The sequence below is a fragment of the Colwellia psychrerythraea 34H genome (assembly GCF_000012325.1).
Lineage (GTDB): Bacteria > Pseudomonadota > Gammaproteobacteria > Enterobacterales > Alteromonadaceae > Colwellia > Colwellia psychrerythraea_A.
In genome coordinates, this window is record NC_003910.7 from 167078 (window position 1) to 182370 (window position 15293).

Below are 15293 nucleotides of genomic sequence, written 5' to 3' on the forward strand. Positions count from 1 at the left end.
GGTCGTTATACCAAACATATTTATCTTTGTTTGGTATAACGACCAAACAAATTCATACTGAAATATATTTAGGTAGCAAAACGTGTCGAAGAAAAAAGGTATGTTGTCTTGGTTAGGCTTTGGCAAAAAAGAAAAGCAACCGAGCACTGAAGAAAATAACAATGAAGCTCTCTCTGTCGCTGAATCGGTTGAACAACTTGATGAGAAAATGGTTGAGTCAGTTGTCAATGAAGCAGAAAAATCAATAACAGAACACGCAGTAGAGCAAGAAGCTACTGCCGACGTTGTTAACGATGATGTTAATGTGCTCGAGGACTCTGCAGCTGAGACTACAGAAGCAGTAGCGATTGCAGCGGTAACTGTTGACTCCGTAACGGAAGATTCAGTAAGCGAAGAAAATGCTCAGGTTGTTGAAACAGAATTGACTAGTGAAGAGCTACCTGAAGCTAAATTATTAGCTGAAATGGAAGCTGTTGAGCAGCAGGTTGAATCAATTGATGATGTTGAGGCTGTAGAGGAAACCCTTGAAGATGTATCGAAAACACAAGCCGATACAGCTGCAGACTCTGAACCTAAAGTTGAAGAAATTGTTGATGAAAAAGCTGAAAGTAAGCTTGGTTTCTTTGCCCGCTTAAAACAAGGCTTAAGTAAAACCAGACAAAATTTAGGTGGCGGCTTAATTGATTTGTTTCGCGGCAAACAAATTGACGATGACTTATTTGAAGAGTTAGAAACTCATTTGCTCTTAGCGGATGTTGGTGTTGAAACTACAATGAAAATTATAGAGTCATTAACACAAAGTGCTAATCGCAAGCAGTTAAAAGACGCGTCTGCTTTGTATGACTTGCTTAAAATAGAATTAAAGAAAGTTATTGAAGATGTTAGTCAGCCGTTAGTTATCCCTGAAGACGATGGACCTTTTGTTATCTTGATGGTCGGTGTTAACGGTGTCGGTAAAACCACAACTATTGGTAAACTAGCTAAGCAATTTCAAGCGCAAGGTAAATCAGTAATGCTAGCGGCGGGCGATACTTTTAGAGCCGCGGCTGTAGAGCAATTACAAGTGTGGGGTGAGCGCAATAATATTCCTGTTATTGCTCAGCATACCGGTGCTGATAGTGCTTCGGTTATTTTTGATGCAATCAGTGCGGCAAAAGCACGTAAAGTTGATATTATCATTGCGGATACTGCTGGACGTTTGCAAAACAAAGCTCACTTGATGGAAGAATTGAAAAAAGTTGTGCGGGTAATGAAAAAGTTAGATGTTAATGCGCCTCATGAGGTGATGCTAACGCTTGATGCTGGGACAGGTCAAAATGCTTTAAGTCAGACCAAATTGTTCGACGAAGCGGTTGGTTTAACAGGTTTAACTATTACTAAATTAGATGGTACCGCTAAAGGTGGTGTTATTTTTGCTGTTGCAGATAAGCATAGTATTCCTATTCGATATTTAGGTGTCGGTGAAGGTATCGATGATTTAAGACCTTTTAATAGTGATGATTTCATTGACGCGCTTTTTAGTAAGTAGCTATGAATAAATTTTTACTCCGCTTCTAAGCGTCTCGTTTGGGACGTTTTTTGTAAGCCCTACTTGTTGCAGCATCTTTTTATTAATGGTTTTGCCTTAATAAAAGATGCGCCGTAATCATTAATAACTCAGTCGTTCTGAGCACAGGACAGTATTCTTCTAAATAACCATTTTCTTCAACCAATGTCTTGCCTCTAGCCTTTTAACCCCCTACTAAGTGGACAATCAATTAGTCCGATTGGTATCACAGGCTAATTGTGCTAAGTTAGCCCACTTATTCGTACAAAGTATTAAAGTAATATGATTAATTTCAATAAGGTAAATAAAACCTATCCAGGCGGTTTTCTAGCATTAAAACAAGTGAGTTTTAGCCTAGAAAGCGGTGAAATGGCATTTTTAACTGGCCATTCAGGAGCAGGTAAAAGTACCTTATTAAAATTAATCTCATTAATGGAAAAACCCAGCTCTGGTAGTATCCAAGTAAATCACACCGAACTTTCCGATATTCAATATAAGCAAGTGCCTTATGTACGCCGTGGTATCGGGATGATCTTTCAAAGTCATAACTTACTTAAAGATCGTACTGTTTTTGATAATGTTGCCTTACCGCTAATTATTGAGGGTGTTAGTCACAGTGAAATTAAAAAGCGTGTGGCGACTGCATTAGACAAAGTGCATTTAAGCGCTAAGTTGAAGTGTTATCCTCATATGCTCTCTGGTGGTGAACAACAACGTGTTGGTATTGCTCGTGCGATTGTTAATAAGCCGCCTATTCTCCTTGCCGATGAGCCTACAGGAAATTTAGATCCCAAATTATCGTTAGATATTATTCGTTTATTTGAAGAATTTAATGCCGCTGGTGTAACCGTACTTATTGCTACTCATGATCTAGGTTTAATTGCGCGTATGAAATACCGAACACTGACGTTGAAAGAGGGCACCATGATTAATGATGGTATTGTTGATGGCCTACAAGCACAGGGGACGTCTGATGAGCAATATTCATAGTAGCGGTTTAAAAGCGCGTTCAAGTTTATTGGCTCGGCTTTTAACGCTACCTATTCGACATTTTCAGCAAGCGGTAGGTAGTTTAGGTAATCTATGGCGAACGCCTTTTACCACAGCGATGACAATTTTTGTTTTAGGCATCAGTCTAGCATTGCCGGCAACCTTGCATCTTTTTGTTAAAAACGCCGAACAAGTAAGTGAGCAGTGGGATAGTGCCTCGCAAATCACTTTATTTTTAAAATTATCAACCAGTGAGAAGAGTGCACAAAATTTAATAAAGCGCATTAGTCTTTATAACGATGTAGCAGAGGTGCGCTACATCTCAGCTAAACAAGCATTGAAAGAATTTAAAATTTTATCTGGTTTTGGTCAGTCACTTGAATATCTTGATAAAAACCCATTGCCAGCAACGTTATTGGTAACACCAACGCAAAGAGCTAGCCAAGCACAAGCGGCTAATGCTTTGTTGGCAAAATTGAGCAAAGAACGAGAAGTTGAACAAGGAAAACTTGATTTAGAATGGTTAACGCGATTAGAAGCGATGGCCCGTTTACTTGAAGATATTGTACTCGGTGTAGCCTTGTTATTATGTTTATCTGTGGTACTTATTGTGGGCAATACCATTCGATTAGCTATTTTAAATGAAAAAGATGCTATCGCTATTATGAAATTGGTTGGCGCGACAGATAGCTTTATCCAGAGACCGTTTTTGTATTCAGGTATTTGGTACGGTATTTTTGGCGGCATACTTTCTTGTATCGCTGTGACTCTTCTGGCTTGGTATTTAGGTTATGCTATTAGTGACTTAAGTGAGCTTTATCAAAGTAACTTTCAATTGCAGGGATTATCCGGCAGTGAAGCACTAATGTTGATTGGCTTTGCCATTGTGCTTGCCTTAGTTGGAAGTTATATCTCGGTAAGCCAGCATATTAAAGCGATAGAACCTAATGCAGATTAAAGCCATTTAAGACTCATCTAAAAGAGAGTACAGAATAATATCACTTGGTTTTACAACCATTTTTAAGGGAATAGTTAGCTTTATTGGTGTACTTAACTGTGAAATTACACAATATTCCTGAACTTTCTTCTCGAAATTTAACATGTATAACCAACTGTTTATTCTTGATAATTCCTTAAGCTTACAAATCGTCACATTTAATTCACAATAAATTTGAAAGATCGCCTTGTGCCACCCTATCTATTAAGCTAATGTTCATGTCCCCGCTATCGCAAATAGTGTCGATATATGTTATTATCGCGGGCGAATTAAAGAGAGAAGGAGAGGGTTTTTTATGAGTGAAGCAATGCAACTTACCTTACCAAAGAGTGGTAGTATCGAAGCATACATGCAATCTGCGTACAGCATTCCTATGCTAACTGCGGAGAAAGAGCATGATTTGGCTACTCGCCTCTACAATGAAAATGATTTACAAGCGGCGCAAGAGCTAATTATGTCGCACTTACGTTTTGTTATTCATGTTGCTAAAGGCTATTCTGGTTATGGTTTACCACATGCCGATTTAGTGCAAGAAGGCAACGTGGGTTTAATGAAAGCCGTTAAACGTTTTAATCCTGAAGTAGGCGTACGTTTAGTTTCTTTTGCTGTGCATTGGATCAAAGCAGAAATTCATGAATTTGTGCTTAAAAATTGGCGCATTGTAAAAGTTGCTACCACCAAAGCGCAGCGTAAGTTATTTTTTAATCTACGTAAAAATAAAAAACGTTTAGGCTGGTTCAGCACTGAAGAAGTAAATACGGTAGCGGAAAACCTTGGTGTAACAACGAAAGATGTTATGGAAATGGAATCTCGTATGAGTAGCCATGATCAAGCATTTGAATTATCAAAAGATGATGATGATAATCTTGGATCCAGTAGCTTTTCACCTGCTCAATACCTTCAAGACAAACAATCAGATTTAGCGGTTGAAGTTGAAAATGATAATTGGGACAACCATGCGAATAAACGTTTATCAACAGCATTAGTAACGCTTGATGAACGTAGTCAAGATATTATAAAGACGCGCTGGTTAACCGAAGATAAAACAACGTTACAAGAGCTAGCTAATAAATACCAAATATCAGCCGAACGTGTAAGGCAGTTAGAAAAAAATGCTTTATCTAAACTTAAAAACACCATGGTTTTTGATTAACGTTCAGTAATATATATTGTTTAAATAAACCGACTTTATGTCGGTTTTTTTATGTCTGCAAAATCATTCACCTCATCTGACGATAAAACAGCCAATTCACTTACAGTTGGTCACATGTTTGTATGCAAAAGTAACCACATCGTTACAGGTTTAACTAAGTTACAACACTTGAAAACGAACTTCTTCTATTAAATCCAGCAGTATTGATGGCAATTGATAAACATCAGTTACCAACAAACTAACGATAAAAAGGTAGAAGTAATGAGCCTAAGAACAGCCAGAAAGAATATAGTAAATCGAGCAGTGATGATTGCCCTTGCCGCAACATCAGTGACCTCAGTACAAGCAGTTGCCGAAGAAGGCGCTGAAGAAGTAGAGCGTATTGCCGTAACAGGCTCTCGCATTAACAGAACCGATATTGAAAGCGCCAGCCCAGTAACGGTAATATCTTCAGACTTTATCACCAAGAGTGGTTTCACCTCAGTACAAGAAATATTATCAATGCAACCCGCTGCTGCAGGTATGAGCTTAGGTTCAACGTCTAATAACGGTTCAGGTGGTTCGGCAACTGTTAACTTACGTGGTATGGGAGTGCAACGTACGTTAGTGCTATTAAATGGTCGACGTATGGTTGCATCAGGTACTGGTGCTGACTCTTCAGTAGATTTAAATACTATCCCTGTTTCAATGATTCAGACCATTGAAATCTTGAAAGACGGTGCTTCAGCAGTTTATGGCTCAGATGCCATTGCTGGTGTTGTTAACATCATCACTAAGAAAGACTTTCAAGGCACTGAAATAACTGCTGATGGCAGTATTACCGACAAAGGTGATGGCGAAAGTGGGGGTTTTAGTCTTTTACATGGTCGTGACTTTGCTGGTGGTAACTTAGTTGTTGGCGCCCAATATTCAAACCGTGGTGAAATTATCCAATCGGACCGTGATTTTGTCCCTGCAGGTGAATCTTCATTTGTACCAGGAGGTTCTTTAGGCGGAATGGTACCAGATGGTGAAGGTGGCTTTGTTCCACGTGAAGAGTCTTACGATTATACCGACGATAGTTATGCACAAACACCCAATGAATTATTAAGCTTATTCACTAACTTTAACTCTGAAATAGCGGATGATACCGAATTAAGCGTTGAATTTATGTATACCCGCCGTGAGTCAAATCAACAAATGGCACCGCAACCAGCTTCAATCGACTTAGATACAAGTTTGTTAGATGATAACTATACCGATCAATTCAAAGATGAAAATGGCGTTCTGCCAGAAGAACTAGAATATAGACGTCGCATGACAGATGCCGGTCCACGTATTTACGGTCAAGAAACAGATACCTATCGTGCTTCTGTTGGTTTGACTGGTTACTTAAGTAATGATTCACAGTGGGATATGTCGGCAACTTATGGTCGTAATGACTCAAAAGATAGTGTTGGTAACTCGATTCACGCAGGGAACATGGAAAAAAGTATCTACAATCATCAAGACGATTGGTTCAGCGGTGATCCCATGAGTAACGACTTCTTAGCCAGTGAAGGCGTTATGTACACCGAGCAAAATGAAGGTGGCAATGAACAATTCATTTTAGCCGCAGGTTATAGTGGCGTTAATGAGCACGATATAGGTTATGCCGTTGGAGTTGAAAGTCGTTTTGAAAGTGGATATTACACACCTGATTTAATTACTCAGGCTGGTGAAAGTACCGCGGCACAGCAAGATCCCACAGAAGGTAATTATTCTGTACAGTCTATCTATGGTGAAATATCTGTACCAGTAACCGACTCTTTCACGGTAGAAGCCGCGACTCGTTATGATAACTATTCAACCTTTGGTGGTGCAGCTACTTGGAAGTTAGGTGCAACTTACAGTATTACTGATGGTTTAATGTTTAGAGCGGTGGCTGCAACGGGCTTTAGAGCACCAAGTGTGAGTGAGCTATACGGTGGTAACTCAGGTTCTTTTGATTATTTAACTGACCCTTGGGACAACGAACAAGATTCACAAATCTTAGTAAATTACACCAGTGATGCGGATTTAAAGCCGGAAGAAAGTGAATCATTTACTGCGGGTGTTGTGTGGGAAATTACTGAAGGCCTATCTACTACTATGGATTATTGGCAGTTTGATATTACTAACGCTATTAGCCGTGTGAACGTGCAAAATGAAATGAATAAGTGTTTCGGAGATGATCTCGTTGCTTGTGATACTATCGGAATTACACCGGGTGGAGACTTATCGGAAATGACCTCTACATTAACCAATATTGGTCAGCAGAATACTTCAGGTATTGATTGGAATGTTAGCTACACTGCTGGCATGTTCAAAGTCATGTTTGATACGACTTATTTACTTGAATTTGAAGAAGACGGTATTAGCTATGAAGGTACTATTGGCGGCAATATGGGGGGGTACTCACAGCTAAAATCTAATTTAACCGTTAGCGCCGATTTAACAGAAGACGTAAATTTACTTTATACAGCTAACTATATTCAAGGTATGGACGGCGATGGCTACACTACTGATGATGTGATTTATCATAACGTTTCAGCGGCTTATCATATTAATGATGCGTGGCAAGTAACAGGTGGTATTAAAAATTTATTTGATACTGAACCTGAAGAAGTACCAGATGGTAATGATATGAATACAGTGCCAAATATCTACGATGTTGTTGGCCGTACCTTCTTTGTTAATACGTCATATAAGTTTTAGTAAGCAATAATTACGAATTTTATTGTCGATAATTAAAGCACCTCAAACAAAAGGCGACTTCTTAGTCGCCTTTTTTGATCGCTGTAATTTGATTGGGAGATGTTTACCCATGGTATAAATATTGTTTTAGCTCATAATTTACCAATTCATTTACTGCTTTTGCTCGTTTCCCTGTATTATTTAGGTATATAATGTTGGTACATAAAGCATGGGCTAACATATAGGTTCGTCATGCGAGCATCAAATATCAGGAGTTAATTATTATGGGTGGAATCGGAATTTGGCAACTAGTTATTGTTGCTGTGATTGTAGTGTTATTATTTGGAACTAAAAAACTACGTAATATAGGTGGTGATTTAGGTTCAGCGATTAAAGGTTTTAAAAGTGCTATCGGTGAAGATAAAGAACAAAAAAATAGTGCAGAAAAAACATCAGATACTTTAGCTGATAGCTCAAAGAGCACTACAGAAGAAGTGGTCAAAACAACAGAAAGTAAGACTAAAGAATCAGATCAGGCTTAATGTATGTTTGACGTTGGCTTTTGGGAATTAATCCTCATAGCAATTATGGGCTTAGTTATTTTAGGCCCTGAACGCTTACCGGTTGCAATTCGTACTCTTCGTGGCTGGATATCTGGTGCTCGAAAATTTAGTGATACTGTTAAATCTGAGCTTACAGAAGAATTACGCATACACGAATTACATGCAAATTTAAAAAAAGCAGAAGAAAGTAACTTAGAAAATTTAAGTCCTGAGGTTGCTGCGTCATTGAAATCGTTGCAAGAAGCAGCCGACTCTGTGGCTGAGCCTTTCAAAAAGGTCGACAGACAACCACTAGAATCAATGATCGCTTCTTCCTTAGCTTCAGCTCCGCAAGCTAAAGTAGAGCCGGAGATGGCTCAAGATAGTGAAGAGCCAAAAATTTCAAGTGCTCCGATAGAAAATGAAAAAAAACCAGATCAGCTAGTTAATCCAGAAAGTGATAAACCTCAGCCATGAGTACTCCCCCAACACCAGTTGCCAGCCTTTTTGATCATCTTTTAGAACTACGTAATCGTTTATTGCGATCAATTCTTGGAGTATTAATCGTTTTTTGTTGCTTAGTCTACTTTGCACAAGATATATATCAATACGTGGCTCAGCCATTATTAGCTACCATGCCAGAAGGGTCACAAATGATAGCGACCGATGTCGCTTCACCATTTTTTGCACCTTTTAAATTAACTTTGGTTTTATCCCTATTTATTGCGATGCCATTTGTTTTATATCAAGTGTGGTCATTTGTTGCGCCTGGTTTGTACAGTAATGAAAAGCGCATGATTGCCCCGTTAATGTTCGGTTCAACGTTGCTGTTTTATAGTGGTATTGCCTTTGCCTATTTTCTTGTATTTCCGGTAGTATTTGCCTTTTTTACTTCAGTAGCACCAGAAGGCGTTGTTATTGCGACTGATATCAGTAGTTATCTAGATTTCATCTTAAAACTGTTTTTTGCTTTTGGTGCCGCATTTGAAATTCCTATTGCCATTATCTTAATGTGTTGGACAGGTATGACGACACCTGATAGCTTAAGAGAAAAGCGACCTTATGTTGTAGTAGGTGCATTTGTCATTGGTATGTTATTGACACCACCTGATATTATTTCACAAACTATGTTGGCCGTGCCAATGCTGATTTTATTTGAAGTCGGTATTATTATTGCTTCGTTTTATCATAAAGAAGAAGATGAAGACGAATCGAATAATATAAAGGAAAATGACAAATGACAAAGAGTATAAAACTCACATATTTTACCGTGATTACTAGCTTATTATTATCTCCGACAGTGTTAGCTAAAGAAGAAAACCTTGCCGATCGAGTTCAAGATTGTGTAAAAATAACTCAAGATACTGAAAGACTTACTTGTTTTGACCAACTGACAAGTAAACGCAGTGCTGTAATTGTGGAACCAGAAATAACTGACTTGACCGCCGAACAAGTTGATACTTTTTCTAAAGGACAGGTGAAAAAAACAACTGAAGAATTAGCTAACCAAATAAATTCTATTACCCTAACGATTAGTAAATTAAGTAAAACACCTTACGGGCAATGGAAAATTACCTTTGAGAATGGTCAAAAGTGGCAACAAAAAGATAGCTATAAACTTAGTCTAAAAACAGGCCAACGTGTGGTGTTAACCAAAGGGGCGATTACCTCTGTGTTTTTGCAAAAAGAAAATACTAATAAACGTATTAAAGTAAAAAGGCTTAAATAGATCGAGATTAATTTGAATAAAAGCACTTTGATAGATATAGGCGTTAACTTAACCAATAAACGCTTTGAGAAAGATCGCGAAGATGTTATTCGACGAGCTCAAAAGGCTCAATTAGATGGTTTGTTGATTACCGGTACTAGTGTTGCAGAAAGCCAGAAAGCGTTAGCTTTGTGTCAGCATTATCAAACAAGTTTCCCTGACTTTTTATTTAGCACTGCAGGTGTGCATCCCCATGATGCTGATCATGTGACTGCTGACTATTTAGAGCAACTCAAGCTATTAGCGAAACAACAGCAAGTTAAGGCCATTGGTGAGTGTGGTTTAGATTTTAATCGAAATTTTTCAGCACCTGCACAACAGCAAAAAGTGTTTAGTGAACAAGTAGCTTTAGCTTCAGAACTGCAAATGCCACTATTTTTACACCAAAGAGATGCTTTTGAACCATGGTTTTCTACGTTATCACCCTATTTTTCTGAAGTTCCGGCTATGGTTGCGCATTGTTTTACTGGCACAAAATCTGAGCTCACTCAGTGTATAGCCGCAGATATGTATATAGGTATCACAGGTTGGTTATGTGATGAGCGTAGAGGTCAAAGTTTACGAGATATTGTAAGTCTAATTCCTTTAAATCGATTACTCATTGAGACTGATGCTCCGTATCTAACACCTCGAACAATTCGACCAAAACCTAAAAGTAGCCGTAATGAGCCGTGTTACTTACCATTTATAGTCAAAGAAATTGCCAGTATTACAGGTCTTGACCAAGAAGAGATAGCTTGGCAAACTAGCCGTAATGCCGCAAAGGTATTTGATTTTCCATCAAAGAAAGAAATGATATAAATGAAGTCATTGGTTAGAGCAGAAATAGCAGGTTTTACTTCTTTGCTGATGACATATTCGCCTGCAAGTATTGCTATGACTGAACAAAATGCCGAGCACCTATGTTTTGGCATGGGAATTTTCTTAGGGAGTTTAATTACCCTCTTGTTAGGTTTATATTTGAATCGACATTACCGAAGAAAATACCTCAAAATGTTACAACAGCTTAAGCTTGCAAAAAGCAATGTTACCATCGCTGAGCAAACAATGAAAACCTTGGCTAATGAGCAACAAGACAGTCAAGACCTGCTAGAAGAAAGAGTGCAGGAGCGTACATTAGAACTGAATATAGCTTTGCAAGAGTTGGAAAGTGCTAATCAAGAACTTGAACGTAAAAATGTTTTAGATGAACTAACGGGCTTACATAATCGTCGATTTTATGATCAAAAAATAGTAGCTGAATACCGTCGTAGCCGTCGTAATCTTACCGCGTTAAGTTTAGTGCTAATTGATGTCGACCTTTTCAAAGCAGTTAACGATACTCATGGGCACCTAGCGGGTGATCAGTGCCTAATTTGGTTGGCCAGCCATATAAAACAAAGTTTGAAGCGAAGTACTGATAGAGCATTTCGTTACGGTGGAGAAGAGTTCTGCTTAATCTTACCTAATACTGATGCTGAAGGGGCGTTACTCTTTGCTGAACAATTACGCGTACAGGTAGATGCTCAAGCTTTTCAATTTAGAGATGTCGAAATTCCACTGACAATCAGTTGTGGTATCTCAACATATCAACAACAAGTTGATATTGGTCCCGAGCAAATATTTTCAGGTGCCGACAACGCTTTATATCAAGCTAAGCACAATGGCCGAAATCAAACCAAACAACACATTTTCACAGAATAATTAGGAATTTTTATGTCCCACAATGGTAATTCAGCATTTGGTCAATATCCTGCTCGTCGCATGCGCCGGATGCGCGTTGACGATCATACTCGTCGTTTAATGGCTGAATCTCAGTTAACGGTCAATGATTTAATATACCCAGTTTTTGTGCTTGAAGGCGATAATCAGCGAGAAGCGATAGCTTCAATGCCTGGTGTCGAACGTAAAAGTATTGATCTGCTTTTGGAAGAAGCACAGGAATTGGTTGATTTAGGTATTCCGGCTATTGCACTTTTCCCTGTGACACCAAGTGATAAAAAGTCGCTTATGGCGGAAGAAGCTTATAACCCTGATGGATTAGCGCAACGTGCAGTACGTGCACTTAAAGCTAAATTCCCACAGCTTGCTGTGATCACTGATGTTGCTCTTGACCCGTTTACCACACATGGTCAAGACGGTATTTTAAGTGAGAGTGATGATAACAAAGCAGGGAAAACAGGCTATGTTGTTAACGAAGTCACTAAAGATATTTTGGTAAAGCAGGCTTTATCACATGCTGAAGCAGGAGCCGATATTGTGGCACCTTCAGATATGATGGATGGACGTGTCGGTGCTATCAGAGAAGGATTAGAAGAAAATGGCTTTGTTAATACTAAAATATTAGCCTACTCTGCGAAGTACGCTTCTAATTACTATGGGCCATTTCGTGATGCTGTCGGGTCTTCTGGTAATATTAAAGGTGGTAATAAGCATACTTATCAAATGGATCCTGCAAATAGTAATGAAGCTATGCATGAAGTTGCCCAAGATATCGCTGAAGGTGCCGACATGGTCATGGTTAAGCCAGGCATGCCTTATTTAGATATAGTGCGTCGTGTTAAGGATACTTTTCAAGTACCGACCTACGCTTATCAAGTCAGCGGTGAATATGCCATGCATATGGCGGCAATACAAAATGGTTGGTTAGCTGAGAAACCATGTGTAATGGAAGGATTATTAGCATTTAAACGTGCTGGAGCCGATGGAATTTTGACTTATTTTGCTAAGCAAGTTGCGCGTTGGTTGAAAGAAGACGCTTAAGTACTTTACACGATAAATAATCGGTAGTTAGTCGATTTATTATATCGTAAGAATAGAATAAAAAAGCGCGATTTAATCGCGCTTTTTTATGGGCAAATTTTGAACTCACCTTTTCACATACTTAGGTTATACCAGTTGAATTACTAAATTAGTCCGATAGGTATTATTTATCGTTAAAATTCCTTAGCGGTTAATACTTTTTGACACGATGGTCTTGCCATTACATTAGCTAAATATTGCTCTACTTTGGGATAGTCCGTTATCAGATCAAAGCCAGCAGGTAAGCATGAAATATAATGCAACATTGGTGCTAATAAGGCATCTGCGATAGTAAAGTCCTTAGACGTTAACGCTGTCTCTTGTTGTAACACTTGTTCAATGATAGCAAAAATGGCAGCTGCCTTTGGCTGTACTTCTTTCACGACGTCAAAGCGGATACTATTATTTTCTCCTTTGGGAAAAGCAAATTCTAATAAGTAATCCCGTACTAATATTTTATCTATGTCTATCGAAATAAGCGCGCAAAGTGCATCGTGTTGTGCATGTACTTGGCTATTTTGGTGTGGTTGTAATTGCTTATCTTCATCAAGGTAACGACAAATACTGGCTGTTTCAGGTAACGCTAACTTACCTTCTAGTAACACAGGTATTTTGCCAAAAGGATGCCACTTTAGATGCTGTTCACCTTTAAAAGCAATATTGCTACCATCAACTTCAAAGCCAACAGTATAAGCAATTTCTTTTTCTTCGCATACGAGCATGACGGAACGAACAAAATTTGAAAAGCGAGGTCCGTAAATATGTACTGGATCTACTGTCATATATATTTCCTTTTAATTATCTAATTGACACTATTAGTTAATAATCTAACTATATTGACAATATGTTCAAGAACATATTTTAAAAGTATGAAATACTGTTTTTATGATTAAATAGGTAAGTGAGGCTTTCGATGGCGTGGCATGAAACTCATAAAGAGCAATCAAAAGATAGAATCTTAAAAAGTGCTGCAATGCTTTTTACACATTATGGTTTTGAAAAAATATCGATCAATCAAGTGATGAAAAATGCTGAACTCACCAGAGGCGCATTTTATAGTCACTTTAATTCGAAAAGTGACTTGTACGCACAAGCGATAAGTAAAGGCGCAAAAGTTGCTTCGAAACGTAAACCTGAAAATTGTCCGCAGAATATGAAAGATTTTGCTAAATACTATTTAAGTACTGAACATAGAGATAATAACTATGAACAAGCATGTCCATTAGCTTTTTTGGTTTCAGATATTAACCAACAAAATGAACAAGTTAAAGAAACTTATACCAAGACGCTGAAAGCTTTTATAGCGCAAGCTCAATCTTTAACCGTCAGTCGTGAAAAAGCACTGCAAAGCGCAGTATTGATGATTGGCGGCTTGGCTCTATCTAGAGCTTTAGATGATAAAAACTTTAGCAATGAACTCTTAGCTGCTTGTAAAGCTGGGGTTACTTCATTATCAACAGAAGAGGGCGTTAATGTCAGCTGAATGGAGCATAATACTACTAAACGCAGTGATTATCGTTATTGCTTATGTCTGGGTGTATCCCAAATTAGCAGGTAAAAATAGTAATAAGGTGGCGATATTTGACTGTGTAACCTCTGGTTTAGCAGTGCTTATTGTGGCAAATAAATATTGGGGAACAGGCGCTGAATTTAATTTCTTACAGTTTGAATTAAACTGGTTTTGGTTTACCTTGTTAAGTTACAGTGTTATTGAAATACCAATTGCACTGTGGTATTTCAGAGCTTCACTCATTAAAGGTAACGCTGATAAGTAAAGGTGAATAAAAAGAAATAACGAAAGGTAATAGGGGGTTACTGTTAGATAATTTTAGCATCAGGGACTAATTCAAAGAGTAAACCTTCACGCAGTGCACCACTTGAAAGGCATAATGCTTCAATATGCAGACATTGAAACAAAGCGATTAAAATGCTTAAACCGCTAGCTAATATCGCTTTTCGATCAGCTCTTAGTCCTGCTATCTCAATACTATCTATAGTTTTACACTTGATCAGAGTTTGCTGAATTTCATAAAGAAACTCTAAGGTGATAATTGGTGTTTGCTGACGTTGAATCAGTATCTCAGCCATGGCTTGCATAGTACCAGAGCTTCCAACCGCAGATTGCCAACCCAGTTGAATAAACTCTGCTTTCACTGTGTTAATAATATCTGCAGCACCAGCAATACATTGATTGAAGTTTTCTTTATTTAGCAGATCATTCGTAAAGTACTTGCCAATAAAACTAACGCAACCAATATCTAAACTAACCACTTTTTTCGCAGTACAACCTAAACCAACGATAATCTCGGTACTAGCACCGCCAATGTCGAGTACTAATTGCTTAGTAGCAGATTGCTGGATATTTGATATAGAGGTATGGGCGACACCAGCATAAATTGTTTTGGCTTCTTGCTCCCCACTGAGTAACTTTATTTCTTTGGGTAAGATTTTCTTAGCGGCATCAAAAAACACCTGATTATTCTTAGCAATGCGTAATGCTGCTGTTGCGACAATAAGAGTATTATTTACCGGAATACTGTTGAGGTATAAAGCAAAGTTTTTAAGGCAATCAAGGCCGCGTGTTATAGCTTCATCAGTGAGTAGGTTATGACTAGTTAAACCTGCCGCCAAGCGAACTTTTTGCTTAACTTTGTTAACGGTTTTTATAGACTTACCCGTTGGTGATGTTATTAATTGGGTAATAAGGAGGTGGAAACTATTAGAGCCTAAATCGACCACAGCATAATGACTTTCATCATACTGTGGTATTGTCTTTGGTAAGGCTTGATTTTGGCTCAAAATATCAGTCAATGTACTTTATC

At 38.3% G+C, this 15293-nt stretch carries 16 protein-coding genes; 14 read left to right on the plus strand and 2 right to left on the minus strand.

Annotated elements, in window-relative coordinates; genetic code table 11:
- Positions 1–82 precede the first annotated feature (82 nt).
- From ftsY to hemB, 12 genes are all read left to right on the plus strand, one after another.
- Positions 83–1528: a signal recognition particle-docking protein FtsY gene (gene ftsY / locus CPS_RS00720; RefSeq protein WP_011041032.1), complete on the plus strand. Its 1446-nt coding sequence runs from the start codon at positions 83–85 to the stop codon at positions 1526–1528.
- Positions 1529–1828: 300 nt separating this feature from the next.
- Positions 1829–2536, plus strand: coding sequence for a cell division ATP-binding protein FtsE (gene ftsE, locus CPS_RS00725; protein WP_011041034.1), 708 nt, complete (start codon positions 1829–1831; stop codon positions 2534–2536).
- Positions 2520–3494, plus strand: a complete 975-nt coding sequence (gene ftsX / locus CPS_RS00730; RefSeq protein ID WP_011041035.1) for a permease-like cell division protein FtsX — start codon at positions 2520–2522, stop codon at positions 3492–3494. Before ftsE ends, ftsX begins: the two co-directional genes overlap by 17 nt.
- A 334-nt stretch (positions 3495–3828) precedes the next feature.
- A complete protein-coding gene (gene rpoH / locus CPS_RS00735; RefSeq protein ID WP_011041036.1) occupies positions 3829–4686 on the plus strand; it encodes an RNA polymerase sigma factor RpoH in 858 nt (285 codons plus the stop codon).
- A gap of 261 nt (positions 4687–4947) precedes the next feature.
- Positions 4948–7401, plus strand: a complete 2454-nt coding sequence (locus CPS_RS00740; protein ID WP_011041037.1) for a TonB-dependent receptor plug domain-containing protein — start codon at positions 4948–4950, stop codon at positions 7399–7401.
- A 263-nt stretch (positions 7402–7664) separates the two neighbouring features.
- Complete coding sequence (tatA, locus tag CPS_RS00745) at positions 7665–7922, plus strand: twin-arginine translocase TatA/TatE family subunit (RefSeq protein WP_011041038.1); 258 nt, start codon at positions 7665–7667, stop codon at positions 7920–7922.
- A gap of 3 nt (positions 7923–7925) precedes the next feature.
- Positions 7926–8399, plus strand: coding sequence for a Sec-independent protein translocase protein TatB (gene tatB / locus CPS_RS23060; RefSeq protein ID WP_011041039.1), 474 nt, complete (start codon positions 7926–7928; stop codon positions 8397–8399).
- Positions 8396–9163: a twin-arginine translocase subunit TatC gene (gene tatC / locus CPS_RS00755; protein ID WP_011041040.1), complete on the plus strand. Its 768-nt coding sequence runs from the start codon at positions 8396–8398 to the stop codon at positions 9161–9163. Before tatB ends, tatC begins: the two co-directional genes overlap by 4 nt.
- Positions 9160–9651 (plus strand): hypothetical protein, encoded by a 492-nt coding sequence (locus CPS_RS00760; RefSeq protein WP_011041041.1) that lies wholly within the window; start codon positions 9160–9162, stop codon positions 9649–9651. The genes tatC and CPS_RS00760 overlap by 4 nt, the downstream gene beginning before the upstream one ends.
- Before the next feature lie 12 nt (positions 9652–9663).
- Positions 9664–10491: a TatD family hydrolase gene (locus tag CPS_RS00765; protein WP_238383577.1), complete on the plus strand. Its 828-nt coding sequence runs from the start codon at positions 9664–9666 to the stop codon at positions 10489–10491.
- Positions 10492–11373 (plus strand): GGDEF domain-containing protein, encoded by an 882-nt coding sequence (locus CPS_RS00770; protein WP_238383578.1) that lies wholly within the window; start codon positions 10492–10494, stop codon positions 11371–11373.
- A gap of 12 nt (positions 11374–11385) precedes the next feature.
- Complete coding sequence (gene hemB / locus CPS_RS00775) at positions 11386–12432, plus strand: porphobilinogen synthase (protein WP_011041044.1); 1047 nt, start codon at positions 11386–11388, stop codon at positions 12430–12432.
- A gap of 173 nt (positions 12433–12605) precedes the next feature.
- Here hemB and CPS_RS00780 read toward each other — a convergent pair whose 3' ends face one another.
- On the minus strand, positions 12606–13253 hold the full coding sequence (locus tag CPS_RS00780; protein WP_011041045.1) for a glutathione S-transferase family protein: 648 nt from the start codon (positions 13251–13253) through the stop codon (positions 12606–12608).
- A 131-nt stretch (positions 13254–13384) separates the two neighbouring features.
- Here CPS_RS00780 and CPS_RS00785 point away from each other — a divergent pair, with 131 nt between their 5' ends.
- Both CPS_RS00785 and CPS_RS00790 read left to right on the plus strand, forming a co-directional pair.
- The gene (locus CPS_RS00785) at positions 13385–13954 is read left to right on the plus strand and encodes a TetR/AcrR family transcriptional regulator (protein ID WP_011041046.1); all 570 of its coding nucleotides are present in this window, start codon (positions 13385–13387) and stop codon (positions 13952–13954) included.
- Positions 13944–14246 carry a hypothetical protein gene (locus CPS_RS00790; protein ID WP_011041047.1) on the plus strand — a complete coding sequence of 101 codons (303 nt, stop codon included), beginning with the start codon at positions 13944–13946 and terminating at the stop codon, positions 14244–14246. The genes CPS_RS00785 and CPS_RS00790 overlap by 11 nt, the downstream gene beginning before the upstream one ends.
- Positions 14247–14289: 43 nt before the next feature.
- Here CPS_RS00790 and CPS_RS00795 read toward each other — a convergent pair whose 3' ends face one another.
- On the minus strand, positions 14290–15282 hold the full coding sequence (locus tag CPS_RS00795; protein ID WP_011041048.1) for a Ppx/GppA phosphatase: 993 nt from the start codon (positions 15280–15282) through the stop codon (positions 14290–14292).
- Positions 15283–15293: the final 11 nt, after the last annotated feature.